This window comes from Vibrio parahaemolyticus (assembly GCF_900460535.1).
GTDB classification, from domain to species: Bacteria; Pseudomonadota; Gammaproteobacteria; order Enterobacterales; family Vibrionaceae; genus Vibrio; species Vibrio parahaemolyticus.
Genome location: NZ_UHIL01000001.1, coordinates 1,194,360 through 1,220,600 on the forward strand (window position 1 = coordinate 1,194,360; position 26,241 = coordinate 1,220,600).

Consider the following 26,241-nt stretch of genomic DNA (forward strand, 5'->3'; position numbering starts at 1 on the left):
TGTTGGTGTTTACTTCTGCAGATAAATTGTTCTTACTGGGATAAATATGCAACAAGATTTAGCTTGAGAGCAGTAGATAAATGAATTTTGATAGAGATCAATAGACTACGCCTATGAACAAAATTGCTAATTTCCATTTAGTAAAATCAAGAAAGTAGACGACACTTATCTTAAGGCCGCAATAAAATGCCGCTAAGGAGATAAGAATGCATTCATTAAAAGTAAAAGATTACATGACGTTGCAAGCGGTGACTTTCACTAAAGACATGTCACTCACAGCCGCTTTGAACAAAGTGATGCAGAGCGTGACGCTTGGTGGTCCAGTCATTGATGAAAACGAAAAAGTAGTGGGGTTCTTATCTGAACAAGATTTGTTAGATAAGTTGGTGAAAGCCAGCTACCACTGCCAAGATACACATACTGTGCAAGAGTGTATGCATGAAGATGTGTTGTCCGTCTCGCCAGAAATGTCGGTCATTGAATTGGCGGATATGATGAAAGTCGGTAAGCCAAAAATGTACCCAGTAGTTGACGACCGAGGAAAGCTTGTTGGCATCATCACTCGCCGTGATGTTCTGCGCGCTATTGGGATGACGTTAAACGAATGCTTTAAACATCCAGTTTGATGACGACATCGACATGACTACTTCGAAAGGCGCTGCGGCGTCTTTCTTTTTTCGGAAGAGGCTGAGGTTGAGCGAAGTGGTTATTTTTCTCTTTTAACAAAATTCGTCTTGACCTTGGAGCTAGCTCCAAGGTTTATCCTTAGTGGTAGATGAACAGTCTCAGCCAATAAGGAAAATAAACTATGTGTACAAAACATCAAGGTTGCCAGTCAGGCAAAATCAAAACTGCGGTGCCACTCAGCGCCCATGACTCTTGCTGCGCGCCAACTAAACCGACGCTAAATATTGCTCAAGCGGGTGTTGATACTGTTGAAAGCTCTTGCTGTAGTGGAGGCAGTTGCAGTTCGGACACCGCCGATGAAGAAGGCCCCGCGGAACAGCGAGAATCCTCGATTCGTAGCAGTTGGATCGTGTCCGATATGGACTGCCCGTCTTGCGCGAAAAAGCTTGAAAAAGCCATCATGTCATTGCAAGGCGTTACGAATGCCAAAGTCCTTTTTGCTACAGAAAAGTTAGTTGTCGATTTTGATGACCATTCTCTAAGTTCGATCATTGAACAAACTGCGCGCCAAACTGGTTTCCCGCTTTCTGCGCTGGATAAACCAAAGCAAAAGAAAGAGAACAAAGGCTGGTCCGGTTTTGTTCAAGACAATCTACAGATTTTATCGATCGCAGGTGCTATGGCATTTGCGGGCCTAGTCGCAAGCATCAACCCTCAGCTTAGTAGCTGGATTTTTACTTTAACCTGTTTGCTGGGTTTGTATCCTATTGCCCGTAAGGCCGTCAAACTGGCTCGTGGTGGCACACCATTTGCCATTGAAACACTGATGAGTGTTGCTGCATTAGGTGCGTTGTACTTAGGTGAAACCGCAGAAGCCGCGATGGTGTTATTGCTCTTCCTTATTGGTGAAAAGCTAGAAGCATACGCATCGTCACGAGCTCGAAGTGGCGTTCAGGCATTAATGGATTTGGTGCCAGAAAACACCACGCTGATCATTGATGGTGTACGCAAAGAAGTGCCAGCGTCTCAGCTTCAACCTGGGGACGTCATTGAAGTGGCACCTGGCGGTCGTTTGCCTGCTGATGGTGTATTGATGACGACGTTAGCCAGCTTTGATGAAAGTGCATTGACCGGTGAATCAGTTCCTGTTGAGCATGAAGAGGGCGGGAAAATCATGGCGGGGGCGGTGGTAGTCGATAAAGTAGTGCAGGTGCAAGTGACCTCCCGCCAAGGTGAAAATGCCATTGACCGCATCCTTCATTTGATTGAAGAAGCTGAATCGCGCAAAGCGCCGTTAGAACGATTCCTCGATAAATTCAGTCGCTGGTACACGCCACTTATGATGCTGGTGTCTCTTGCTGTCATCGTTACGCCACCATTACTGTTCGCTCAACCTTGGGAAACATGGGTGTACCGTGGTTTAGCATTGCTCTTAATCGCTTGTCCTTGTGCCTTGGTTATTTCAACGCCTGCTGCGATTACGTCGGGTCTGGCTGCTGCGGCACGCCGTGGTGCATTGATCAAAGGTGGGGCAGCGCTTGAGTTGCTTGGCAAAGTGGAGTCGGTCGCGTTTGATAAAACAGGTACGTTGACACAAGGTAAACCGCAAGTAACGGACGTGGTGACTTATGATGTAACAGAAGAAACACTACTGAGTTTAACGGCTTCTATCGAGATGGGGTCAAGCCATCCTTTAGCGGTTTCATTAGTGAAGCGGGCTGAAGAACAAGGCGTTTCGATTCCTGAGGCAAGTGATAAAACTGCTCAAGTCGGCTCTGGTGTAACAGGTTTGGTGAACGGTAAATTAGTGCAAGTTATTGCGCCATCAAAAGCGGACTTCCCTGTTTCTTCGAAAGTTGAACAACGTGTTATTGAACTGGAAGAACAAGGCAAAACCGTGGTTATCGTTCGTCACGATTACGAAGTTATTGGCGTGATCGCGTGGCAAGATACTCTTCGTCAAGATGCTCAACAGGCAATCGCCACGTTGAAAATGTTTGGCGTGAGTTCTGTGATGTTGACGGGGGACAACCCACGCAGTGCGGAAGCGATAGCCCATCAAATTGGTTTGGATTACAAAGCGAGCTTGTTGCCTGCCGATAAAGTGCGTTATGTGGAACAACTTTCTACTGAGCACACGGTTGCGATGGTTGGTGATGGTATTAACGACGCACCTGCGATGAAAGCGTCTAGCATTGGTATCGCGATGGGCGGAGGTACTGACGTCGCATTAGAAACTGCTGATGCGGCACTAACGCACAACCGCTTGGTTGAATTGCCAGCAATGATTGAATTATCACGTGCGACGCTAAACAACATTCGTCAAAACGTGGCATTGGCGCTTGGCTTAAAAGGCGTGTTCTTAGTCACCAGTTTATTGGGTATCACTGGGCTTTGGGTTGCGGTCTTGGCAGACAGTGGGGCGACTGCGTTAGTGACACTCAATGCGCTACGACTTCTGCGGTTTGAATCTAAACAAGTGCAATAACGCTATTCTCAAAGTTGCTCTATATTTAACCCGAGGCGTTTCTCGTCTCGGGTTTTTATGTTTCTGTGAGCACTATAAGTTTTGTGAATGCAATCTGAGCCGTCGGACTTGTTGTTATGCAACGAAATGATAAGTTTGCCCGAATAATGTGATCAAAACCGTTTTAATTTGAAATTGTAGATTTATTACATTTTATCAATGTGATTGTGATCACTCTATGTTGATGCAAGGTTCGCTACAGTGCTCCTGTACCCAACAACTTACTAATGAGCTTATTGTTTACAAAATAAGCCACAATAAGGAGCGACATATGTCTCAAGCTGTATTCCATTTAGGTGTTACTGAAGCTGATCTTAATGGTGCAACTCTAGCCATCATTCCAGGTGATCCAGCGCGTGTTCAAAAAATCGCAGAACAAATGGAAAACCCTGTATTCCTAGCAAGTCACCGCGAATACACGCTTTACCGCGCAGAACTAGACGGTAAGCCAGTTGTGGTTTGTTCAACAGGTATCGGTGGTCCATCTACCTCTATCGCAGTAGAAGAGCTAGCACAGCTTGGTGTTCGCACATTCCTACGTGTAGGTACGACTGGTGCAATTCAACCACACGTAAACGTAGGCGATATGATCGTGACAACGGGTTCTGTTCGTCTAGATGGTGCAAGCCTACACTTCGCTCCAATGGAATTCCCAGCAGTTGCAGACTTTGATGTTGCAACCGCGATGAAAGCAGCAGTTGAAGAATCTGGTGCAACAGTTCATATGGGTGTGACTGCTTCAAGTGACACTTTCTACCCAGGTCAAGAGCGTTACGACACATTCACTGGTCGTGTTGTGAAGCGTTTCCAAGGCTCTATGAAAGAGTGGCAAGACATGGGCGTGCTGAACTTCGAAATGGAATCAGCAACGCTACTTACCATGTGTGCAAGCTCTGGCCTGAAAGCAGGTTGTGTGGCGGGTGTAATCATTAACCGTACACAAAAAGAGATTCCAGATCATTCAACACTGAAAGAAACGGAAGCTCGCTCAATTAAAGTTGTAGTAGAAGCAGCACGTAAAATGCTTTAAGCGCTCACTTTAGTTGGCATTTAAACAAACAGAAAAACCCAGAGGCTTGCCTCTGGGTTTTTCTATGTGCCTTGTTCAAGGTGCGATTTTCTAGATTCTGAAACGCAAAGTGATTGAAGCTAGGATAGGCACTAAAAACAGGCATTAAAAAAGCAGCTCCAGTGAGCTGCTTTCGTGGTTTTAGAGGGCGACTAAATTTCGTCAGAACCGCCAGCGGCTTCAAACCATTTCGCAAGATGCGTTTTGAGATCTTTCAGCTCTTCAGGGCCGATAAGCGCAAGGCCAAGATCCTCTGCACGAGTAATATCATTGTGACGAAGAGGGCGGAAGCTCACCAGCATAGCGCGAGCTTGTAGACCACCTAGCAGGTCACGCAAAGATTCCAGCTTGTACAGCGTATCGTCACCATCATCGCGCATGCCTTTTGTTTTACACTCAATGATGTGCAGCTTGTTATTTACAACCGTTGCTACGTCTAGCTCGTTACGTACTTCACTTTCACCCAGCTTACGATAAACCTGAACATTCAAAGAGCGGTCTTGAATCGTTGGCATGGTGTCTTGGATTTGCTTCACAGTGCTGTGAACCAGGGTCTCCAACCATTCGCCGTTAGAGAATCGACGTGCGTCTTCGTTCGCGAAGGTCAAAATGCCATTTTCGTAAGTCGCGATCTGTGCTTCGACAAGATCCGACAGCAGCATGTTGAGTTCACGGTAGCCTTGTTGCTTCTCTGAGAGCTCCACATCCAGCTTCTGTTCCTTACGGCAGGTTGTCGCAAGGTAGTTAAGTGTCGCCAAGCCTGGGCCCAATTCAAGCGCATTTGACGCCCAGCGTTCGCCAAGCTCATACAGTTTTTGATCAAGAAGAGGAGGAAGGTCTACGTGGTGGAACTCGCCGCGCGCACCGAAAATGGTTAGGTAGTCGGAGATAGTAATGTGGTCTTCAACTTGCGTATCTTCTTTGCCATCTGGGTAAAGCCAGCAAAGTTTGTCACTGTTTGGTTCAACTACGAAGATAGGCCAGCAATAAGTACGGAAAACCTCGTAAACCGACAACAATCGATGACGAAGGCCACAGCTTGCGTTCAGTTTGACGTCTTCTCCACGGTCGTGAAGATCTTTCGCGAGCTTTTGAATCGATTGTTTAATCAGGGTTGTATTGACAGCCGACGGAATTTCAAAAAATTCAGAAGTAATCTCTCGCTGCTCTAACACGCTACTCAGTCGGTCAAACATATCTACCTGTGTTTTGTCACCAATGAATACGATATGTGTGCTTAAAGTGCGATTATCCAATAGAGGAGTGACCAATCTCACTGGGTCTTGGTCGATAATACCAACATGAACAGCCATAGATTTTCCTTTTTGTGTGGCCGCTCGAAAAGAGAAGTGCAAGGGATGAGCAGGCCATATTACCCATATGTAGACAAGGCCGAGAAAAAACAAGGGCGACTTCATAAAAAGTCGCCCTTATACAGCTGGTTGCAGCAACTATTGCATAAAAATTTACAATTTAAAGCGATGGACTAATTCATTTTGCTGATGAGCAAGCTGAGTGAGAGATTCACTCGTATGAGTGATGCTCGACATCGCGTGGTAACTTTCATCCGCAATATTGTTGATGTCTTCAATATTGCGCGCAATATCTGCTGAGGTTTCGCTTTGCTCTGCTGCCGCTTGAGAAATGTGCGTACTCATTTGGCTGATTTCGATAATGAGTGCTTGGATCTCTTCCATTGAACTGTTCGCTTTCGAGGCTTGCTCAACCGACATTTCCATATCACTCATGCAGCTTTGAATCACTTGGTTGGCTGACTGAGAGCTCGATTGCAGATTGCTGATCATCGATTCGATTTCTGTGGTGGATTGTGTGGTTTTTGATGCCAGCACACGCACCTCATCGGCTACCACGGCAAATCCGCGTCCTTGCTCTCCTGCACGTGCTGCTTCAATCGCGGCATTGAGAGCCAACAAGTTGGTTTGCTCAGCAATGTTGCGGATGACATCCAAAATTGAGCCAATTTGACCACTCATCTTTTGCAGTTCAGAAACGGCAGACACAGACTCGTGAAGGCGCGTTTCTAGCTGATTGATAGTCGAAATGTTACTACTCATGACATTTCGGCCTTCTTCGGATGCAGACTCAACACGTTGAACCATTTCCAAAGAGCCTTGAGCGCTTTGCGCAACTTCTTGAACCGAGTGAGACATCTCGGTCATAGCCGTTGCCACGTTGGCGGTCTGCTCACGTTGTGCATTCAGCTTAGATTGCGCTTGAGAAGACGTTCGTTCGTTGGTTGTCGCGGTCGAGGCTAAGTTTTCTGATGCTTCATTTAGCTTCACTAGAATGTCGTGCAAGCTGTCCGCTAACGTGTTGATATGGCCACTAACGCGGCTGAACTCGTTGTTAAAGCGAATATCAATACGTTGCGTCATATCGCCTTTAGTCAGGCTCTCTAGCGCATTGAGAATACGTGTTAATGGCTCACGCACACTTTGCGCGATGTGATAGCCGATAGCCGCCGCAAACAAAACCACAACTACACCAATCACAATCGCTTTCGTCACGCCAGCAGAGTAAATGTCACCGGCATCATCAAGAGATTCGTTTAGTTTGTCTGTTGCTGTCGTTGTAAATTGCTCAAGGATAGCCATCGTAGAATCGACTTTGTTAGCTAAGTTCGCAATGTTGTCGTACAGAGCTGCGCGAGCGTTGAGGTAGTTGTTGTGTTGGTCTAGCACACCACCACGCATACCTACGTCACGGGTAAATTGTTCTACGGATTCGCCAAAAGCTTTTTCTAGCTCAGGAAGTTGAGTGACCAACCCACGGAATGCGTAGTTCAAATGCGTTACTGCTTTACGGTTTTTCGTTACCGCTTGCGTAACAAACTCAGGATTGGAGCTAGCCAGCGCATCAGAGGTGATCACTTCGGCATCTTTGAGTTTGATGAAGTAGCTTTTCGCCATAACTTTCACTGAAATACTCGATTGGTCTGCAACGTATTCTTTCAGGCCAACAGAAAGTTCAGTGTTGAGTTTTTGAAAGCGGCGCGATGACTTCTGCACTTCTTCTTGTGCTGAAAACATTGCTTCATAGTTGTCCATTGCTTCGAGCGCTTCGGTAAAGTAGCTTTGCTCTAGTGTCTTCAGTTGAGAAAAAGGTTCGGCAAGAGAAGGGTAGATCTGGCTTGCTGATTCGAGCTGCGCCAAAGTGGATTCAAAACGTTGTTGAGATCTCGCAAACTCCTGACGCATTTCTTCCATGCGCTGTTTATTCTCAGTGGTCAGAAAATCTTTAAAAGACTTGTCGGCAGAAAGCAGTTCCACACTGGTTTGGTTAGATAACGATACAAGGGGCAACGATGATTTAGAGACGGTTTCAAATTTACCGTGAATATCATGCATTCCCCCCATCATAATGGCAATTGTGACAGCAAACAGGATGATGATCAGCGCAAAGCCCGCATACATCCTTTTAATAACTGAACCTCGCATAAGTGAGCTTCCTCTCCCAAAAATAGACAACATAAATAAGAATTGTCTTAAAAAAGTAACAAAATTCATTGGATTGTATTGAGTTCGTGACGCACGTTTTATGACGCATACGACAAAAAAAGCTTCGTTTATTAGCATTAGATTGATAATGTTAAGTGAACACTGTTTTTTATTGAGCTCAGCTTTGGGTTGGAGCATACTAAATGGGTTACACACCTTTATAAAATGGAGTCCCCATGGCGGAAGAAACTATCTTTAGTAAAATTATTCGTAAGGAAATCCCAGCAGACATTCTTTACCAAGATGATTTAGTGACCGCGTTTCGCGATATTAACCCTCGCGCGCCAAGCCACATTCTTATCATCCCGAACAAGTTGATTCCGACAACGAACGACGTGGAAGCAGAAGACGAAGCAATGATGGGACGCCTATTCACTGTGGCGAAGAAGCTTGCGAAAGAAGAAGGTATTGCTGAAGACGGTTACCGTTTGATCCTTAATTGCAACCCTCATGGTGGCCAAGAGGTTTACCATATCCACATGCACCTACTAGGCGGTCGTCCTTTAGGTCCAATGGTATTGAGCTAAGCTAATTTGAAAAGGGTGGTGCCTATGCCACCCTATTTATATTCTTTTCTGAGCACACATTTGCGGAGATAAATGTGAAATTAGGTGTGAAGCTGTTTGGACTAATTAGCTGGGTCTTGATGGCGTCTGGCTGCGCTAATTTGTCTGCGGGCAATTTGTTTAGCCACTACAGCGACCAGAATCAAGAAGTTTATCAGGCAGTTGTTGCTGGCAATTATGCCAACGCTGAGCAACTCCAATCGAGCGACGTCGGTGGCGAGATCCTTGGCAATTTCGAAAAGGGTCGTATTTCATTCCTTGCGAAAGATTATCCAACCAGCCTCAAAGCTCTCGAAGAGAGCGACCGCGCGGTACGTGTTCAACAAGACCGAGCAACCATTTCTGTTTCTGAAACAGCGACGAGCGTAGGTTCACTTGCTGTAAACGACAATCTTAACGAATACCAACCTGCAGACTATGAACTCGGCTTTTTGCATTTATACCTTGGTCTGAACTATCTACAAAAAAATGATTTAGAAGGCGCACTCGTCGAAGTTCGTCGTGCTAACCAAGTTCAGGAAGCGGCGAGAAAAGCGCGTGAAAAAGAGCTGAAGTCGGCAGAAAAAGATCTTAAAAACCAAGGTATGTCAGCCAACTTAGGCAGCGTGCTCGCGAGTTATCCAGACGCAGGGAAAAAACTCAGCGCGGTGCAAAACGGTTATCTCTTCTATCTTTCTGGTTTGTTGTACGAAGCGTCACGTGATCTTAACAGCGCTTATGTGGATTACCGTCGCGCTTTGGCTGTGATGCCAGATAACAAACAGGTTATTGAAAGCACGATGTACGCCGCGAAAAAGCTCGGTATGCGTGAAGACTTACGTCTGCTTGAAAAACGCTATGGCAAGGCACCGACAGGGTTAAATAAGTCACAAGGACGCGTCATTGTGATTGACGAGCAAGGTGTGGTTGAGGCTTTGCAAGGTTGGCGTATTGATTTACCTATTTTTGACAGTCGCGGCAATGGCGCAATCTACTCATTGGCACTACCTTATTATCCGAAACGTGGGGCACCACGCTTTAGTGATGTGGCTTTGAATGGAACAAAACTGCCTTCTAGTACGTTGGCTGACGTTAATGCCATGGCTCAGAATGATTTGAATGAACGCTTAACGACAATAGTGATTCGCCAAGCCATTCGCGTTTGGGCGAAAGACCGAATCAGAAAAGAAGCAGCGAAAAAAGGCGATGACGTGGGCAATATTCTTTTCAACGTTTGGAATACGTTAACAGAACAACCAGATACTCGAAGCTGGCAAACGCTGCCAGCGCAAGTGAAGACGGCCTCACAAATTGTGAAGCCGGGTACACAGCAGCTAAATTTAGGCGATCAAGTCTATCAATTTGACGTACCAGCGCAGCAAACCACACTGGTGTGGGTTTCTCGTCAGGGAGCGCATTCGACGGTATGGCATAAACAATTAGGGAGATTGTAATGAGAGCATGGCTTATTGGCTTAGCAGTCATTATCGGTTTGGCAGGTTGTGCGGACAACACTGCTGGGATCCGAGTTGATGGCCAAACACAAAACGTATTTTTTAACGATAACGTATTGGGCAGCCGACTGTTGGTTGACAACATCACCACGACTTACGTCGATGATCGACCACGTGGTGTGGTGCAGTTAAGCAGTAACTACAAAGGTGACCAGCACATTCTTTATCGCTTCTACTGGTACGACAACAATGGTTTGGAAGTGAACACCAAACCGGGGCCTTGGCGCAAAATGATCGTGCGTGGATTTGAATCTGTGACGCTTTCGGAGGTCACGGTCAATCCAAATGGCACACATTTCCGTGTTCAAATTAGAGAAGCACAAGACGATTAATCTGAACGGCTTTGCCGTAGCTGCCGCGCCAACATGCGCTGGTATTGATATAACTAAGGAACTCTCATGAAAAAAAGTATTATTGCTCTTTTAGGTCTAGCCGTTATTTTGGGTGGTTGTTCTAACAAAGTCTCTTACGGTGATTCACAAGCGACTGAAACCACAACCATCGATTTCGGTTCGACGGACCTACAAAAAATTGCTGGCGAGATGGTAGACAGCATGATGATGTCAGGTTCAGTAGCTGCAATTACTCGTGACCAACGTCCAATCGTGTTTGTTGAGCGAATCAAGAACAAAACCAGTGAGCACATCGACACTGAATCGATCACTGATACCATCTCAACTAAAATGCTGAACTCAGGCAAATTCCGCTTTGTTGATATGGACCGCGTAGAATCGGTTCGTGAGCAACTTAACTTCCAAAATACGGACGAGCTTGTTAACCAAAGTACAGCAATTCAGTTTGGTAAAATGGTCGGTGCGCAATACATGCTTTACGGTAACCTTTCTAGCATCGTGAAAAATGCAGGTAGCGATAAAGATGTATACTACAAAATGACAATGCGTTTGATGGATTTGGAAACAGGCCTAATCGAATGGGCTGATGAAACAGAAATCCGCAAAGAGCAATCTAAGAGCCTATTTGGCCTTTAATTGACCATAATGGAGAAGTCATCAATGGCGTGGTTTTCTTGGCAACAAGCAAAACAATTAGATCCGAGCTTAAATGCGTTAGATGGCTTCTTTTCAGAACCACCGGTGAAGGTGCAAACCGTCACCGGCGGGCTCACCAACCGCTGTTGGCGGTTGGAATCTTCTCAAGGCCTTGCTTATGTCTGGCGACCGACCAGCAACGTATGCAAGGCTTTTTCTATCTCTCGTCATAACGAGTATCAAGTTCTTCATGCGATCGAGCCGCTAAATCTCGGGCCAAAGCCGATCTTCGTTCATGAGCAAGGGCTGTTAGTGGAGTGGATCTATGGGATCACGCTGACAAAAGATGGCATCGAGTTGGAAGAGCTCTTACCCATCGCGGCGACCATTCATCAATACCATTCGAGCTCCATACCTGTTGTGCCATTTTCTTACATCTCGCGAATTGATCATTATTGGTTGGAGTTAGAAGGAAAGTACGTCGGTTCGGAATTTGAAACCCTGTACAAACAGTGGCGTTCTGAACCTAGTGTTGAGCAAATTCCGTTAGCGCTGTGTCACTTTGATTTGGGGTGTTACAACCTAGTTCGGGGAGAGCAGGGCGTGAAAGTCATTGATTGGGAGTACGCAAGCCTTGCAGATCCAAGATTAGATTTAACGCTCATTTTGCAAATTACCGATTCGCCAATAGAAGAGTCGGTTGAACGCTATTGCCAGATTCGAAATATTGAAAATACCTCAGTTTGGCTTGAAGGAGTAAAAGCGTGGCAACCCCGCACTTTAGTGATGGCAATGCTTTGGTACTTGCTTGCTTATAAATTGTGGGGAGATGAACAATACTTAAACAGTGCGCAAGAGTTTAAAGATTTATTGTGTTTAGAAGATCACTGTTTTGAGAACTCGTGACGTTTTCCCCTTTATCAGTAAGGAAATAGTGGTAGTTTTAAAAAAAGTACCAGATTTTACAGGGAGAGGTACACATGATTATTTACTTGCACGGCTTTGATAGTACAAGCCCAGGTAACCACGAAAAAGTTCTTCAACTACAGTTCATCGATGACGATGTTCGTTTCATTAATTACAGCACGCTTCATCCTAAACATGACATGCAGCACCTGCTAAAAGAAGTGTCGAAGGTTATCGATCAATCTGATGATCCTAATCCACTTATCTGTGGGGTTGGCCTGGGTGGGTATTGGTCTGAACGTATTGGTTTCTTGTGTGGTATTAAGCAAGTGATGTTCAATCCGAACTTACATCCAGAAAACACCATGGCTGGTCGCATCGATCGCCCAGAAGAATACGAAGATATTGCAACGAAGTGTGTAGATCAGTTCAGAGCTAAAAACCAAGGGCGCTGTTTAGTGATTTTGTCGAAAGAAGATGAAATTCATGACAATACAAAAACGGCTTCTGAGTTAGAAAAGCACTACGACATCATCTGGGATGAATCGCAGTCACATAAGTTCAAGAAAATCTCTCAGCATCTTCAAGCGATGAAAGAGTTCAAAAATACCTAGTATGCAAAACTCATTGTTTACGATTTAAACAGCACTGCTTGCAGTGCTGTTTTTCTATCTGTCCCATTTCGCTTTTTGCTGGATTACTCCAGCTCACATTTTCAGCCGTTTAAAGGCAAGAATATTGTGTTCTTTCTATGGTTTTCTTACTGATGAACTATGTGGCACGAATACCTTGTTGTAGAGTAGTCGAAAAGTAGTCAATCCGCATCCAGAGTAAGGATTTTGGTTGCCTTCAAAGGATGGCTCTATATAATGAACCAGACTAAAATAATTTGATAAATATCAAAAAAAATTGAGAGCGAGTGAGAAACTTGCCCACTTTTGTCTGGAATCGTATGTTTCAGGCGATGTAAATGATGCCCAATGAACAAACAGTAATAACAACGAAAAACATAGGCATCCGTTTTAATCCAAACAAGCTGAGACACCTCTAAGAACCAAGAATTCATCGGTTGGATGTTTTACTGCAGATTTGCTGTAAGTGAGACATCGGGCTGAACCCCATATATTCATTTTTGTAGAGGAAAATCATTGTGACACGCATTATCGTTGTAGGCGGCGGTGCTGGTGGCCTTGAGTTGGCGACTAAGCTTGGCCGTACTCTTGGTCGTAAGAACCGTGCGCAAATTACGCTAGTAGACCGTAAAGCGAGCCACTTGTGGAAACCACTGTTGCATGAAGTTGCAACGGGTTCTTTGGACGAAGGTGTTGACGCTTTGAGCTACCGTGCTCATGCGAAAAACCATAGCTTCGATTTCCAAATGGGTAGCCTTCAAGACATCGACCGTGAACGTAAAGTGATCATTTTAAGTGAGCTGAAAGACGAGCACGGTGAACTTCTTATGCCAAGCCGCGAGCTAGAATACGATCTTCTAGTGATGGCGATTGGTTCAACATCGAACGATTTCAACACTCCAGGCGTTCGAGAAAACTGTATTTTCCTAGATAGCCCAGAACAAGCGCACCGTTTCCGTACAGAAATGAACAATGAGTTCCTAAAGCTGCATGCGAAAAACGGTAATGGTACAGTGGATATCGCGATCGTTGGTGCTGGTGCAACGGGCGTTGAGCTATCGGCTGAGCTGCACAATGCCGTGAAAGAACTTCGCACTTACGGATTTGGTGATCTAGATTCAAGCAAGCTGAATGTTAACCTGATTGAAGCGGGCGAGCGCATTCTTCCTGCATTGCCACCACGTATTTCGTCTGCGGCGCATCAAGAGCTTGTTAAGCTGGGTGTAAACGTTCGTACAGCAACGATGGTGACTAAGGCGGAGAAAGACGGCCTAACTACCAAAGATGGCGAAAAGATTCCTGCGCAAATCATGGTTTGGGCTGCGGGTATCAAAGCACCTGATTTCATCAAAGACATTGCAGGTCTAGAAACAAACCGTATTAACCAATTGGTTGTGAAAGGAACACTGCAAACAACGCGCGATGACGATATTTTTGTTATCGGCGACTTGGCGCAATGCACACAACCAGACGGCTCATTTGTGCCACCTCGTGCGCAAGCTGCGCACCAAATGGCTAGCCAAGCGTTCAGCAACATTGTGGCGAAGCTAAATGGTCGTGAGTTGAAAAACTATGTGTACAAAGACCATGGTTCTTTAGTGTCTCTAAGCCGCTTCTCTACAGTAGGTAGCTTGATGGGCAACTTAACCAAAGGGTCGATGATGGTTGAAGGCCGTATTGCACGTGTTGTTTATATCTCACTATACCGCATGCACTTGATGGCACTTCACGGCGTGTTCAAAACAGGCTTGATGATGCTGGTTGGCCGCATTAACCGTGTATTGCGTCCAAACCTTAAGCTTCACTAATATCGGCGATTCAGCCAGTTTCAGTGTTGAAACCATAGAATAGAAAAAGCCACCGCAAGTCGGTGGCTTTTTATTTCTATTTTGTCCCGTCCCAAATAAGACTGACACCTTCCAACGCTTACCGCTGTCTTACAGCAAATCAGTTGGCAGAAGTGAATACACGACGCCATCTTTTGGTTTGCCATGGAAAATAAATCGATTTCTGGCGATGGCTTCTTTTTTGGCTCCAACGGATTCGATCAAAGCTTGGCTGGCGTTGTTATCAGGATCACAAACGATTTCAATACGCGTTAAGCTCAGTTTCGCAAAACAAAATTCTGCCAACGCTTTAATCGCCTCTTGAGCGTAGCCTTGTCTTTGGTAACGGTCTGCCACCCAATAACCAATACTCGCCATATTAAACGTATGGTAAAGCTCATTCACGGCTGCCATTCCTAGCAAGGTATTGCTATCTCTATCATAAATACCGAAACCAAATGCTTCCGTTTTGACCCAATTTAAACGTGTTGCTAGTAGAAAGTCTTGGGCATCTTTTAGCGAGACTTCTGCGTCACACCAATCAAGCCAAGTATGCAAAGAGGGGGATTGGGAGAGCAATCGTTGTAGCGAGTGAGCGTCATCTGCTGGGATAAGACGAAGGGCTAGGCGAGGGGTGATGATTTCAAAATCTGGGCTCATGAACAAATACGACTTCCATTGCTGATTTTAGAGATATGACCTTTCGTTCCTTAGGTCGTTGTAGTTGTTGGCTTGGGTTTACTTCGCTCAAAGGCTAAGGCTTCAAACCGAGTGACTACTGGCATGGTTGTGATTAAATGAGTTTAGGTGATATGAAGTGGTAGATAAAACAAAGCGCAGCGATTGCTGCGCTTTGTAGAACTGTCGAAGTTTAGTTAACTCGACGCACTTGGATGATCATTCCCATTAGAGGGTTGTCTAAGTAGTGCGTTTCGCTGCTTTTCATGCGGCGTTTTTGATCCAATCGGTAGCTCTTTAAGAAGGTTTCTTCAGTCACCGTTGGTGAGATTTCTGCGAGGTTACCCACTTGAACGTTGCCGTCAACATCACCGAGTTCATCATTCAACTGGTCAGTTGATTTAGACTCAAAGCGAACTTCACGAACGCTTGGTTCACGCAAATCCAGCGTGGTTTCTGCAAACAAGTAATGCTGCACGTAAATTTGGAATTTGCCATCTAACTCATACAGTGGGCCGTTGATGGTTTCTTCGTTATAGCCGTCGCTAGAGTAGCTGTTATTGCCATTAATCGGGCTACCGTCTGCATTGTAAGAGCCAGAGAAATCACGACCACCTACAATTCGAAAGATTGGCGCGCTTGCTTTCCCTCGATCACCTTGACGCCATGCTACGTGTTTTAGCACTTTAAATCCGGCGTGATTGTTCAGCGCCGCTTCTTGTGCGTTTAAGCGGAAAGAAGAGCGAGGTAACAGAGTTACGCCTTTAGAGCGGCGGTAGGCTTCGCTGTCCAAACTGCCGACATTTTCCATGTCGATTTTAGGCAGTTGGTTTGGCCAAGATTCAGTAGTGCTTTCAGCGTCGACTGCTCGCTTGAAAATAATTACTTCAATATCAAATTGACGCGCAGCCCAAGAAGGCATTGAGACACATAGAAGCAATAACGGGATCAATATTCTCATTCGACTATTAGCTCGTTGGTAATAAATTCTGTTTAAAATCATTCAGTAAGTCTTGTACAAACTGAATGCGTTTACGTCGGTCCGCCAATGGTACGCTAAACTTGAACTTAGTTGGACCTTCCATTGCAAATTTTTGCGGCTGTGATTGCAGGAGTTTAACTAAATACGCTGGATTTATGTCAGCATCAGGGTAAAACTCGATAAATCCACCTTTATCATGGGCTTCTATCTTCTTCGCTTTAATACTACCTGCGGCAAATTTCAATTCTGAGACAGCCAGCAAGTTCTTCGCGGCATCAGGAAGTAAGCCAAAGCGGTCGATCAGCTCAACTTTTAATTCGGATAGCTCATCGCTGTCGCTCACACTCGCAATTCGTTTGTACATCGACAGACGCGTATTGACGTCTGGAATGTAATCATCAGGCAGTAGCGCAGGGATTCTCAGTTCCACTTCTGTTTGTTCACGAAGCAGATCATCCAATGATGGCTCTTTACCTTCTTTCAACGCTTCGACTGCTTGTTCAAGCATTTCCATATACAGTGTAAAACCAACCGATTGAATTTGACCACTTTGTTCGTCACCAAGCAGTTCACCAGCGCCACGAATTTCCAAATCGTGCGTTGCCAGAGTAAAGCCCGCGCCTAAGTCTTCCAGTGAAGCAATGGCATCGAGACGTTTAATGGCATCTTTGGTCATTGCTTTTGGATGTGGCGTTAACAAATAAGCATAGGCTTGATGGTGAGAGCGACCAACACGGCCACGCAATTGATGCAGTTGCGCCAAGCCAAGGTTGTCTGCACGATCCATAATGATTGTGTTGGCCGTCGGAACGTCGATACCCGTTTCAATGATGGTGGTACACACCAAGACGTTAAAGCGCTGGTGGTAGAAATCATTCATGATACGTTCTAGTTCGCGTTCACGCATTTGACCGTGTGCCACGGTAATACGGGCTTCTGGAATGAGTTTTTGTAAGTCTTCTGCCGTTTTTTCGATGGTTTCGACCTGATTGTGCAGGAAGTAAACCTGACCACCACGCATGATTTCACGCAGTACGGCTTCTCGCACCACGGACTCTTCACGTTCACGAACAAATGTCTTAATAGCTAAACGGCGTGCTGGTGGTGTGGCGATGATCGACAAATCACGCATACCACTCATTGCCATGTTCAGCGTACGGGGGATCGGCGTTGCCGTTAGGGTGAGAATGTCCACGTCAGCGCGCATCGCTTTGACTTTCTCTTTTTGACGAACACCGAAGCGATGCTCTTCGTCGACGATCAACAAACCCAAATCTTTGAATTTGATGTCGCTGGAGAGCAATTTGTGCGTACCGACGACGATATCAACTTTGCCATCCGCCACATCTTGCAAAATCACTTTTTGCTCTTTGGCTGATTTAAAGCGAGAAAGCACCTCGACTCGGATTGGCAAGTTCGCGAAGCGGTCACGGAAGTTTTCAAAATGCTGCTGAGCAAGCAGGGTTGTTGGCACGAGTACGGCAACTTGTTTGCTGTTGTCCGTAGCAACAAAGGCCGCACGCATGGCAACTTCTGTTTTACCAAAACCAACGTCACCACACACCAAGCGATCCATGGCTTTTGCTTGGCACATATCGGAAAGTACCGCGTTGATTGCCATGGCTTGATCATCGGTTTCTTCAAACGGGAATGTTGCTTTGAAGGTCGCGTATTGGCCACGATCTAAGGCAAATTTAAAGCCCGGTTTTAGCTCACGCTTCGCGTATACATCAAGTAGCTCTGCTGCAACATCGCGTACTTTCTCAGCTGCTTTTCGACGTGCTTTCGACCACGCTTCACCGCCAAGTTTGTGCAGAGGAGCCGTTTCTTCAGCGCCGCCAGAGTAACGGCTGATCAAGTTTAGCGAGGAAACGGGAACATAAAGTTTGGCGTCGTTTTGATATTCAAGCGTCACATACTCGGTTTTCATTCCCCCCGCTTCAAGGGTTTGCAGACCAATGTAGCGACCGATACCGTGGTCTATATGAACAACAGGTTGACCTGGTTTCAGCTCGGCAAGGTGGCGAATAACAGTGTCACTGTTGACGGCTTTTTTGTCTTTGCGACGGCGTTGAATTACGCGATCGCCAAGCAAGTCACTTTCGCATATCAGCGCGAAATTCAGCTCGTCATGAATAAAGCCGTGTTCTGCTGAACCAAGAATCAACGTGAAACGGTGGTCTGACTCCAAAGCGTGATACAGCGATTCTTGCACCACTGGGCGAACTTTGATGCCTTGCAAAAGTTCAGTCAGGGCTTCGCGTCGACCTTCTGATTCCACGGAAAAGATGATTTTGCCCGTAAATTGTTCGCTGAATTGGCGAAGACGAGACAATGGCTCTTTGTTTTGCTGTTGAACGCCAAGTTCTGCCAGTGTTTGTACCGCTAAGTTTTGGCGGCCAGCACGTTTCACTACTTTCTCTGGGCTGAGCTGTGCCTGAGGAAGTTGTTTGAAGTGTGCAAACAATTCGTCTTTCTTGAGCCACAAATCGTGTGGGGCAAGAAGTGGACGCAGAGGATCAATTTTCTTTTGATCGTAGCGATACTCGACGTCATTTAAGAATGTGTCGACGGCTGCTTCAATGTCGCCGTATGTGATCAGCTGCGAATCTTCAGGTAAGTAGTCGAACAGGGTTTCGGTATGGTCGAAGAACAGCGGTTGCCAGTATTCAATGCCTGCCGGCCACGTTCCTTTGGTGACTTGCATGTAGATGGATTCTGGCTCGCGTCTCGCCTCAAACTGGGTGCGCCAACGAGTACGGAAATCTTCAATCGCTTCTTTCGTCGTTGGGAATTCATGCGCAGGCAGTAATTGGATTTGCTGAATGTCTTCAATAGAACGCTGGTTTTCTGGATCGAAAGTGCGAATGGTGTCGATCTCATCATCGAAAAAGTCAATACGGTAAGGATCAGCACTGCCCATCGGGAATAAGTCGAGAATCGAACCTCGGCTCGCGTATTCACCCGGCCCAAATACTTGGTCTACGTGACGGTAACCCGAGTTCTCTAGTTGCACTCTCAGGTTTTCTAGCGAGAAATTATCGCCTGTTTTGACCATTAGTGTGTGCTGTAACAAAAAATCTCGCGGAGATTGGCGCTGAAGAACAGTGCTGACTGGCACGATAGTGACACCGCCACGTTGATTCGGCAGTTGGTATAGGCGAGCAATACGGTCAGAAATGATCTCTTGGTGTGGAGAAAAATTGTCGTATGGCAACGTTTCCCAATCTGGGAAAAGGCTTACCGGTTGGTCGGTAAACTGTTCGATTTCTGCTTGCAGTTTCAACGCGATCTGCGGATCTGGCACAACCAGTAGTGAGTGACTTGAATGCTGCTTGGCCAGTTCGGCAATGGCGAGTGGCAGCGCTGCACCGGGTAAGTTGCCAAGTTGTTTTTTGTCGCCACGCTCAGTTGGATTGGTGACGGAAAGTATCGTTGCTTTGGTCATAGGAGTTATTTTTTATCTCGCTCCAGTGAGCGCTGACGTAAAAGTTTTTGTTGTTGATATAAAGCGGCTTTAATGAGCAAATCTTGGTCTGCTTCTCTGAGCATTTTATATCTAAGAGTGACGACGAACCCTTGCTCAGAGGCGACACACTCTACGACTTGAGCGTAGCAGTAAATTGCCGCAGCAGGATGGTCAAGAAAGAGTTTTACTCGGACAAATTGGCCCGTTTCTACTGGGCTTGATGAGCGGTAACTCAACTGACTTGCACCAAATTGAGTGGTCTGGAAGCGAACCGAAATATCATCTTGTTGAGATAACATAAAGCTCAGCAGTAAGTTGAGCTTTGAGTTTTGCGTATCGAGCAAACTAATAACGTGTTTAAGCTCTTTATTTTGCAGCTCTAGGCGTGCGTTATCTGCCAATGTATCTAAGTGGCTGAACTCGCTTGCGACAATAAAAGGCGCAGGAATTTCTGACACAAACGTTTCTTCGTCTGGCAAAGCAAAATCGGTCCCCAAGGCTTCCACGTTAATGGTGAGGTTATGGTGAACGGTGAAGTATTCTTGCTCTGTCATAAATCGGTCCTTTGTTGCCAGCGAGCACTCTTATTTCACGAATAATAAGAGGGATAGGGCACTGATTATCGCTAACTGAATGAAGTTATCAAGTTTACCACTACTGCGTTTGAACTTTTTGCCCTAAATGCAGACTTATTGCATGTCGTTGACAAATTTAGCGATTATCTTGTCTTCTTCATGAGAAGAGTAAGGTAAGATAACTCTTATTATTTAGAACTAGGGTCAATCGCCCTTATTAGAAAACCAGTTGGTTTGTCCTGTATGTATCATCCTATCTCTTTGTTTATTGGCTTGAGATATCTTCGGGGACGCTCCGGAGATAGGTTTAGCCGATTTGTTTCTTATATGTCGACGGCGGGCATCACGATCGGTGTGATGGCGTTGGTCACTGTGCTTTCGGTTATGAACGGATTCGAAGCACAACTGAAAGAGCGCATTCTTGGTGTTCTTCCTCACGCGGTGATTTCTCAACATGATGGTCGCACTCCACTGACGGAGTCTGCGCCGCAATTCATTCAAGCGATGTCGGATGTTGCTGAGCCAGAACCTGTTGTTCGCGGAGAGGCGGTAATTCAAAGTTCGGCACAACTGACGGCAGGTTATTTGATTGGGATTGAGCCTAAGAAAGGCGACCCGATTGCCAACCATTTGATTGCGGGTCGTTTGTCTTCTCTTCAAGCGGGAGAGTACAAAGTGTTTCTTGGCCACAGTTTAGCGCGCTCTCTTAAGGTTTCTATTGGCGACAAAGTTCGTTTAATGGTGACAAACGCCACGCAGTTTACCCCTCTTGGTCGAATCCCTAGTCAGCGCAACTTCACAGTGGCTGGTATTTTTAATACCGGTTCGGATGTCGATGGTCAGCTTATGATCGTCAATATGGCGGATGCAGCTAAGTTAATGCGCCTGCCCAAAGATACCGTATCTGGCTGGCGAGTGTTTTTCTCTGACCCATTTATGGTGACGGATTTCGCTGATAAACCGATGCCTGAAGGGTGGCAGTGGAGTGATTGGCGTGTACAACGTGGTGAGCTTTTCCAAGCTGTGAAAATGGAAAAGAACATGATGGGCTTAATGCTGGGGCTCATTGTCGGCGTTGCAGCGTTTAACATCATTTCTGCTTTGATCATGGTGGTGATGGAAAAACAATCTGAAGTCGCGATTTTGAAAACGCAGGGTATGACGCAATCGCAAGTCATGACGATTTTCATGGTGCAAGGCGCAAGTAGTGGTGTGATTGGGGCTATTGTCGGCGGAGCGGTTGGCGTGGCGTTGTCACTCAACCTCAACGCCATTTTGGAATCGGCTGGCGTGGCTCTGTTCAGCTTTGGCGGGCATTTGCCAATTGTGATTGATTCTTTCCAAATTCTATTAGTGGTAGTGCTAGCGATTGCTCTGAGTCTGGCTGCTACTGTTTATCCTTCTTACCGAGCATCTTCTGTTAAACCTGCTGAGGCACTTCGCTATGAATAAGCTATTAGAATGTCGTGATATTCGTAAAGTATACCGAGAAGGTTCCTTGGATACGGAAGTGTTGAAAGGCGTGAGCTTTGATATCGATAAAGGTGAGCTCGTTTCTATTGTTGGCTCATCGGGCTCTGGTAAGAGTACGCTGCTTCATATCCTTGGCGCATTGGACGACGCTACGCAAGGTGAAGTGGATTTTTTAGGGCAGAACCTATCAGCGTTAAGCTCCAATAAACAGGCTGCTCTTCGCAACAAACATCTTGGTTTTGTGTATCAATTTCACCACTTACTTGCTGATTTTACGGCGCTCGAAAATGTCGCAATGCCACTGCTGATTGGCGGTATTAAAGTGACAGAAGCTAAACAGGCGGCAAAAGCGCTGCTTGAGAAAGTGGGCTTGAGCCATCGTATGGATCACCGCCCATCAGAGCTGTCTGGTGGTGAGCGCCAGCGCGTGGCCATTGCTCGTGCTCTTGTGAACAAGCCTGACTTAGTTTTGGCTGACGAACCAACTGGTAATCTGGATCATAATACGGCTTTGGCGATTTACGATTTGATGCGTGAACTAAACAAAGAGTCGAACATCGCCTTTTTGGTGGTGACGCATGACAACGAACTCGCAGCAAAAATGGACCGTCAGATGCACATGCAAGATGGCCTTCTGGTGGATCGTTTGATGACCAAATCTGCATCGGTGGAGGGCTAGTTTTGTTCTCTTCTTTAGCATTGATGATTGGTGGACGCTTTAGCCGTGCGAAAAAGCGCAACAAAATGGTGTCGTTCATTTCTCTTTCTTCAACCATTGGTATTGCAGTAGGCGTGGCGGTGATCATCATTGGCCTTTCGGCGATGAATGGTTTTGAGCGTGAGCTTCAGTCGCGTGTGTTGTCCGTGATTCCTCATGGTGAGTTAGAAGGGGTTAACGGGCCACTGCAGAACTACACCAAGACGATGAACCAAGCGCTGCAACATGAGCATGTCGTTGCTGCCGCACCGTACGTCCGCTTTACAGGTTTAGCCGAAAAAGGCAGTAAACTAAAGGCGATTGAAGTGCGTGGTGTGGATCCTGCGTATGAGCAAGCGGTGTCGAGCATGTCTGACTTTATTGATCCAGAGGCGTGGCAAAACTTTTACTCAGGCCAACAACAAGTGATTTTAGGTCGAGGAGTTGCAAATGAGTTGAAGGTGCAAGTCGGTGACTACGTCACGTTGATGATTCCTCAAACGGGTGGCACAAATAAAGTTCAAGCGCCGAAACGTGTGCGCGTCAAAGTGGCGGGCTTTTTGACGTTGAACGGCCAAATTGATCATTCATTGGCTTTAGTTCCGCTGGCGGATGCGCAGCAATACGCTCGTTTAGGAGACGGCGTAACTGGAATTTCTCTAAAAACCGATGATGTTCTTGATGCGCCTTCGATCGTTCGAGAAGTCGGCAACCTAGTGAATGTGTACGTATATTTGAAGAGTTGGCAGCAGCAGTTTGGCTTTCTCTACCGTGACATTCAGTTGGTACGCACGATCATGTATTTAGTCATGGTATTAGTGATTGGTGTGGCGTGTTTCAATATCGTCTCGACATTGATGATGGCGGTGAAGGACCGCGCAGCAGAGATCGCGATTTTGCGTACGATGGGGGCAAAAGATGGTCTGATTAAACGTATTTTCGTTTGGCAGGGCGTCTTCTCTGGAGTGTTTGGTAGCCTTGTCGGTAGCCTTGTTGGTGTGTTGGTTGCGTTGAATTTAACTCCAATCATTAAGGGGCTTGAAGGCTTAATAGGACACCAGTTTTTATCGGGTGACATCTACTTTGTGGACTTTCTTCCATCGCAGTTGCATTGGCCTGACGTCGCATTGGTGTCGACCACCGCTATAGTATTAAGCCTATTGGCCACTTGGTACCCAGCTTCTCGTGCAGCGAAACTGAACCCTGCCGCAGTTTTGAGTGCTAAGTAGCGAAGGAAGGAAAGCTAGCCTCGTAGACATCGTTGCTAGCGATGACTTATTTTGCTAAGTACTCTAGATACAGAAAAGGACCTTTCATGGTCCTTTTTTGTATTCATTAGCATCTTTTCATTCTTTGCTTACATTTCGTTTCAGCTTTATTGTCGTTTGAACCTCAAGCCATGTCGCAACGAATGATTTTAGCGTCTTATCCGCTTATCTTACTTTTCGTTTTTGCCAACTGCGAACGACAGAGTAGCGCCACAATCCGCGAATACCGAAATAACCAATGATCGCAGAACCCACACCGCAAATTGCGCACCCCAATAGGAATGGAGGCCCAATCGTGCTCATCTGTTGCATGATAAAGTCCCAAGATAGCTCAAAATGGAATGGCTGAGGTGGAACATGCATGACCCATGCACCGAGCTTGTAAGCAAAGTAAAACAAGACTGGCATGGTAATAGGGTTGCTGACCCAAACGAGAGCGACTGACAGAGGTAAATTTACGCCCATTAAAATGGCTAAACCTGCAGACATAATCATCTGGCTCGGAAGCGGGACAAACGCCATAAATAGGCCAACGGCAAAAGCACCTGACGCAGAGCGACGGTTTAAGCACCAAAGGTTCGGGTTGTATAACACATTGCCGAAGACCTTCAATGCTTTTTGGCGTTTGATCACTTCGTGATCAGGCATGAAGCGTTTTATCAGCTTTCTAGGCATAGGACGACATGACTCTCTTAGAAAAAAGTTGGACCTTGGCGTTATTTGTCGCGAGCGTAATTTCGTCTGCATGGTGGCCGACGATGCCGGATTGGCGTTGGTTGCTGCTGGGAATAATTACCACTGGCTCAATAATTAAATTACGTCGAGGCTTAATTAGCATAGGCGTAATTGTGGGCTTTATGGTTGTCATCGTCCACGGCAATATTATGGAGTATCAGAGACAAGCCCTTTTTCAAGCAGGTGAGAATAGTACCATAATTGGTAGAGTTGACAGCTCTTTTACGCAAATAAGTCACGGATATGAAGGTGTCGTAGCGATAAAACAAGTGAATACTCACACTCTGTTACCTTTTCTTAAACCTAAAGTCCGCCTTATAACGCCATTCCCACTAGCTGTTAACAGTGAGTTTACGACTAACGTTTTGATTAAGCCCATTATCGGCCTCAGAAATGAAGCGGGTTTCGACGCAGAAAAGCAGTCAATGGGAAATGGTGTTGTTGCAAGAGCGGTCGTAACTAAAGATTCATACTGGGTCATTCGTACTTCTTCGTCTTGGCGCGAAGCTATTATTCAAACTGTTGAGCGTGATATTTCTCGCCTTGAGCATTTTGCTCTAATTAAAGCACTGGTTTTTGCTGATCGCACTGGGCTTACCAAAGAGGATTGGCAGTCTCTGCGTGACAGCGGATTACTGCATCTTGTATCAATTTCTGGTCTACACATTGGGATGGCATTGACGTTTGGGCTCGCCCTTGGTGGGCTTATTCGGCTTGCTATGCCGCGATATTGGTTTCTGCCATCAGTGAGTGGGTTGGCGTTTGCCATTGTTTACGCTTGGCTTGCTGATTTTTCTTTGCCGACGACCCGAGCCGTTTCTGTTTGTATCATCTATCTTGCTTTGAAGTATTGGCTTGTTCATTGGAGTCCATGGCGCGTACTGTTATTGGCTGTGGCGTTGCAACTTTTCTTCCAACCTTTTGCTTCTTTTAGTTTGAGTTTTTGGCTGTCTTATTTATCCGTTGGTGCCGTTTTGTTTGCGGTTAACACAGTGCAAGACTCGAAGGAAGGTCGTTTGGGAAAGTTGCGGATACTTCTGTTGACTCAACTGATACTGAGCTTATTGATTGTCCCGATCAGTGGCTATTTTTTCTCTGGATTTAGCTGGTCTTCTTTAGTCTACAATTTGGTTTTCATTCCTTGGTTTGGCTTTGTTGTCGTTCCAATCATGTTTGCTGCTTTAATCGCGTCATTGCTCTTTCCTATGTTGGCGACGGTTCTATGGTATTTGCTTGACGTATTCCTTGTGCCACTAAGTTGGTCGGTTCGATATGCCATAGGAACTTGGCAACCCATTAGTGCCGAGTGGACATTTGTTATTGCTGTAGTGAGTGTCGTGCTCGTTTTAAGACATGTTATGCCTCGTTACGTTTGGATGTTTGTCTGTGTAATTGTTGTGATGACCGGGTTGTTTCCTAAGCAATATAACCAAACTTGGCGTATTGATGTACTTGATGTCGGGCATGGGTTGGCGGTACTGGTTGAAAAAGAAGGGAGAGTTTTACTCTATGATACGGGCAAGGCTTGGCAAAACGGCAGTATAGCTGAGCAAGTGATTACGCCAGTACTGCACCGCAGAGGCTACTCAAGTGTCGATACGATGATTTTAAGTCATGCCGATAATGACCATGCTGGCGGCCGAAAAGTGATAGAACAGTACTTTTCACCTAAAAACAAACTAAGTAGCCAGAGCTTTTTACATTATCAGCCTTGTATTGCTGCTGAGAAGTGGAAGTGGCAAGGGTTGAACATTGAGGTACTTTGGCCTCCTAAACCTGTTGTACGTGCATACAACCCCCACTCTTGTGTCATCAGTCTGGAAGACCCTAGTACAGGTTTTAAAATGTTGTTTACTGGTGATATCGAAGCCATCAGCGAATGGATACTGCTTCGAGAGCCAGAAAAGCTGCGCAGTGATGTAATGCTAGTGCCGCATCATGGAAGCAAAACCTCTTCTAACCCTAAGTTTATCAAAGTTGTTGAGCCTAGTTTGGCTATTGCTTCAACGGCAAAACTAAACCAGTGGGGAATGCCCGCACCTGAAGTCGTTCAGGCCTATACCGACAGTGGTGTTAGTTGGTTAGACACTGGAAGTGATGGCCAAATAACAATCTTACTTGATGGCAATAACTGGCGTTTTGAAAGTAAACGTCGTGAGACAATTGAGCCTTGGTATAGGCAGATGCTGCGTAACCGAGTAGAATAAGAGT

General features: G+C 45.9%; 21 protein-coding genes. 14 read left to right on the forward strand and 7 right to left on the reverse strand.

Annotated elements, in window-relative coordinates; genetic code table 11:
- The first annotated feature begins 206 nt into the window (after positions 1–206).
- From DYB02_RS06145 to udp, 3 genes are all read left to right on the forward strand, one after another.
- Complete coding sequence (locus tag DYB02_RS06145) at positions 207–626, forward strand: CBS domain-containing protein (RefSeq protein WP_005461138.1); 420 nt, start codon at positions 207–209, stop codon at positions 624–626.
- Between the two features lie 182 nt (positions 627–808).
- A complete protein-coding gene (locus tag DYB02_RS06150; protein ID WP_029806678.1) occupies positions 809–3,115 on the forward strand; it encodes a zinc/cadmium/mercury/lead-transporting ATPase in 2,307 nt (768 codons plus the stop codon).
- Between the two features lie 310 nt (positions 3,116–3,425).
- On the forward strand, positions 3,426–4,184 hold the full coding sequence (gene udp, locus DYB02_RS06155; RefSeq protein WP_005461152.1) for a uridine phosphorylase: 759 nt from the start codon (positions 3,426–3,428) through the stop codon (positions 4,182–4,184).
- Positions 4,185–4,375: 191 nt separating this feature from the next.
- Here udp and DYB02_RS06165 read toward each other — a convergent pair whose 3' ends face one another.
- Together DYB02_RS06165 and DYB02_RS06170 are read right to left on the reverse strand one after the other, a co-directional pair.
- Entirely contained in the window at positions 4,376–5,536 is a 1,161-nt protein-coding gene (locus tag DYB02_RS06165) for a DUF1887 family protein (protein WP_029806203.1), read from the reverse strand.
- Between the two features lie 153 nt (positions 5,537–5,689).
- Entirely contained in the window at positions 5,690–7,681 is a 1,992-nt protein-coding gene (locus tag DYB02_RS06170; RefSeq protein ID WP_005481899.1) for a methyl-accepting chemotaxis protein, read from the reverse strand.
- A gap of 236 nt (positions 7,682–7,917) precedes the next feature.
- Here DYB02_RS06170 and hinT point away from each other — a divergent pair, with 236 nt between their 5' ends.
- The 7 genes from hinT (at position 7,918) to DYB02_RS06210 (ending at position 14,135) form a co-directional block, all read left to right on the forward strand.
- Positions 7,918–8,268, forward strand: a complete 351-nt coding sequence (gene hinT, locus DYB02_RS06175; RefSeq protein ID WP_005461572.1) for a purine nucleoside phosphoramidase — start codon at positions 7,918–7,920, stop codon at positions 8,266–8,268.
- 74 nt (positions 8,269–8,342) lie between these two features.
- The gene (locus DYB02_RS06180) at positions 8,343–9,740 is read left to right on the forward strand and encodes a COG3014 family protein (RefSeq protein WP_005495934.1); all 1,398 of its coding nucleotides are present in this window, start codon (positions 8,343–8,345) and stop codon (positions 9,738–9,740) included.
- A complete protein-coding gene (locus DYB02_RS06185; protein ID WP_005456243.1) occupies positions 9,740–10,132 on the forward strand; it encodes a YcfL family putative periplasmic lipoprotein in 393 nt (130 codons plus the stop codon). The genes DYB02_RS06180 and DYB02_RS06185 overlap by 1 nt, the downstream gene beginning before the upstream one ends.
- Positions 10,133–10,198: 66 nt before the next feature.
- Positions 10,199–10,789, forward strand: a complete 591-nt coding sequence (lpoB, locus tag DYB02_RS06190; protein WP_005456187.1) for a penicillin-binding protein activator LpoB — start codon at positions 10,199–10,201, stop codon at positions 10,787–10,789.
- 24 nt (positions 10,790–10,813) lie between these two features.
- Positions 10,814–11,695, forward strand: a complete 882-nt coding sequence (thiK, locus tag DYB02_RS06195; RefSeq protein ID WP_029846337.1) for a thiamine kinase — start codon at positions 10,814–10,816, stop codon at positions 11,693–11,695.
- Between the two features lie 74 nt (positions 11,696–11,769).
- The gene (gene ycfP, locus DYB02_RS06200) at positions 11,770–12,309 is read left to right on the forward strand and encodes an alpha/beta hydrolase YcfP (RefSeq protein WP_005456278.1); all 540 of its coding nucleotides are present in this window, start codon (positions 11,770–11,772) and stop codon (positions 12,307–12,309) included.
- 536 nt (positions 12,310–12,845) lie between these two features.
- Positions 12,846–14,135 carry an NAD(P)/FAD-dependent oxidoreductase gene (locus DYB02_RS06210; protein WP_005456272.1) on the forward strand — a complete coding sequence of 430 codons (1,290 nt, stop codon included), beginning with the start codon at positions 12,846–12,848 and terminating at the stop codon, positions 14,133–14,135.
- A gap of 129 nt (positions 14,136–14,264) precedes the next feature.
- On the opposite strand, the gene DYB02_RS06215 is transcribed toward DYB02_RS06210, so the two are convergent.
- From DYB02_RS06215 to DYB02_RS06230, 4 genes are all read right to left on the reverse strand, one after another.
- Positions 14,265–14,813 carry a GNAT family N-acetyltransferase gene (locus DYB02_RS06215; protein ID WP_005481806.1) on the reverse strand — a complete coding sequence of 183 codons (549 nt, stop codon included), beginning with the start codon at positions 14,811–14,813 and terminating at the stop codon, positions 14,265–14,267.
- Positions 14,814–15,024: 211 nt separating this feature from the next.
- Positions 15,025–15,792, reverse strand: a complete 768-nt coding sequence (locus DYB02_RS06220; RefSeq protein ID WP_021449347.1) for a peptidoglycan binding protein CsiV — start codon at positions 15,790–15,792, stop codon at positions 15,025–15,027.
- A 7-nt stretch (positions 15,793–15,799) separates the two neighbouring features.
- Positions 15,800–19,261 (reverse strand): transcription-repair coupling factor, encoded by a 3,462-nt coding sequence (mfd, locus tag DYB02_RS06225; protein ID WP_029804272.1) that lies wholly within the window; start codon positions 19,259–19,261, stop codon positions 15,800–15,802.
- 5 nt (positions 19,262–19,266) lie between these two features.
- A complete protein-coding gene (locus tag DYB02_RS06230; RefSeq protein ID WP_029804270.1) occupies positions 19,267–19,836 on the reverse strand; it encodes a PilZ domain-containing protein in 570 nt (189 codons plus the stop codon).
- Positions 19,837–20,100: 264 nt separating this feature from the next.
- Between DYB02_RS06230 and lolC the strand changes: the two genes are divergently transcribed.
- Genes lolC through lolE form a run of 3 tightly spaced genes read left to right on the forward strand, consistent with a single transcriptional unit; the run spans position 20,101 to position 23,256 of the window.
- Positions 20,101–21,309 carry a lipoprotein-releasing ABC transporter permease subunit LolC gene (lolC, locus tag DYB02_RS06235; protein ID WP_029785234.1) on the forward strand — a complete coding sequence of 403 codons (1,209 nt, stop codon included), beginning with the start codon at positions 20,101–20,103 and terminating at the stop codon, positions 21,307–21,309.
- A complete protein-coding gene (lolD, locus tag DYB02_RS06240; protein WP_023585383.1) occupies positions 21,302–22,009 on the forward strand; it encodes a lipoprotein-releasing ABC transporter ATP-binding protein LolD in 708 nt (235 codons plus the stop codon). Before lolC ends, lolD begins: the two co-directional genes overlap by 8 nt.
- A 2-nt stretch (positions 22,010–22,011) precedes the next feature.
- Positions 22,012–23,256 (forward strand): lipoprotein-releasing ABC transporter permease subunit LolE, encoded by a 1,245-nt coding sequence (gene lolE / locus DYB02_RS06245; protein ID WP_015296461.1) that lies wholly within the window; start codon positions 22,012–22,014, stop codon positions 23,254–23,256.
- Positions 23,257–23,460: 204 nt separating this feature from the next.
- Here lolE and DYB02_RS06250 read toward each other — a convergent pair whose 3' ends face one another.
- Positions 23,461–23,970 carry a DUF2062 domain-containing protein gene (locus DYB02_RS06250; protein ID WP_005456245.1) on the reverse strand — a complete coding sequence of 170 codons (510 nt, stop codon included), beginning with the start codon at positions 23,968–23,970 and terminating at the stop codon, positions 23,461–23,463.
- A gap of 8 nt (positions 23,971–23,978) precedes the next feature.
- On the opposite strand from DYB02_RS06250, the gene DYB02_RS06255 reads away from it, so the two are divergent.
- Positions 23,979–26,237, forward strand: a complete 2,259-nt coding sequence (locus DYB02_RS06255; protein ID WP_029804268.1) for a DNA internalization-related competence protein ComEC/Rec2 — start codon at positions 23,979–23,981, stop codon at positions 26,235–26,237.
- Positions 26,238–26,241: the final 4 nt, after the last annotated feature.

Coding starts and splice junctions, on each gene's coding strand:
- thiK (WP_029846337.1), top strand. CDS start 10,814: ATGGCGTGGTTTTCTTGGCAACAAGCAAAACAATTAGATCCGAGCTTA.
- mfd (WP_029804272.1), bottom strand. CDS start 19,261: ATGACCAAAGCAACGATACTTTCCGTCACCAATCCAACTGAGCGTGGC.
- DYB02_RS06215 (WP_005481806.1), bottom strand. CDS start 14,813: ATGAGCCCAGATTTTGAAATCATCACCCCTCGCCTAGCCCTTCGTCTT.
- DYB02_RS06150 (WP_029806678.1), top strand. CDS start 809: ATGTGTACAAAACATCAAGGTTGCCAGTCAGGCAAAATCAAAACTGCG.
- DYB02_RS06165 (WP_029806203.1), bottom strand. CDS start 5,536: ATGGCTGTTCATGTTGGTATTATCGACCAAGACCCAGTGAGATTGGTC.
- lolC (WP_029785234.1), top strand. CDS start 20,101: ATGTATCATCCTATCTCTTTGTTTATTGGCTTGAGATATCTTCGGGGA.
- ycfP (WP_005456278.1), top strand. CDS start 11,770: ATGATTATTTACTTGCACGGCTTTGATAGTACAAGCCCAGGTAACCAC.
- lpoB (WP_005456187.1), top strand. CDS start 10,199: ATGAAAAAAAGTATTATTGCTCTTTTAGGTCTAGCCGTTATTTTGGGT.
- DYB02_RS06185 (WP_005456243.1), top strand. CDS start 9,740: ATGAGAGCATGGCTTATTGGCTTAGCAGTCATTATCGGTTTGGCAGGT.
- DYB02_RS06250 (WP_005456245.1), bottom strand. CDS start 23,970: ATGCCTAGAAAGCTGATAAAACGCTTCATGCCTGATCACGAAGTGATC.
- DYB02_RS06145 (WP_005461138.1), top strand. CDS start 207: ATGCATTCATTAAAAGTAAAAGATTACATGACGTTGCAAGCGGTGACT.
- DYB02_RS06230 (WP_029804270.1), bottom strand. CDS start 19,836: ATGACAGAGCAAGAATACTTCACCGTTCACCATAACCTCACCATTAAC.
- hinT (WP_005461572.1), top strand. CDS start 7,918: ATGGCGGAAGAAACTATCTTTAGTAAAATTATTCGTAAGGAAATCCCA.
- udp (WP_005461152.1), top strand. CDS start 3,426: ATGTCTCAAGCTGTATTCCATTTAGGTGTTACTGAAGCTGATCTTAAT.
- DYB02_RS06255 (WP_029804268.1), top strand. CDS start 23,979: ATGACTCTCTTAGAAAAAAGTTGGACCTTGGCGTTATTTGTCGCGAGC.
- lolD (WP_023585383.1), top strand. CDS start 21,302: ATGAATAAGCTATTAGAATGTCGTGATATTCGTAAAGTATACCGAGAA.
- DYB02_RS06220 (WP_021449347.1), bottom strand. CDS start 15,792: ATGAGAATATTGATCCCGTTATTGCTTCTATGTGTCTCAATGCCTTCT.
- DYB02_RS06170 (WP_005481899.1), bottom strand. CDS start 7,681: ATGCGAGGTTCAGTTATTAAAAGGATGTATGCGGGCTTTGCGCTGATC.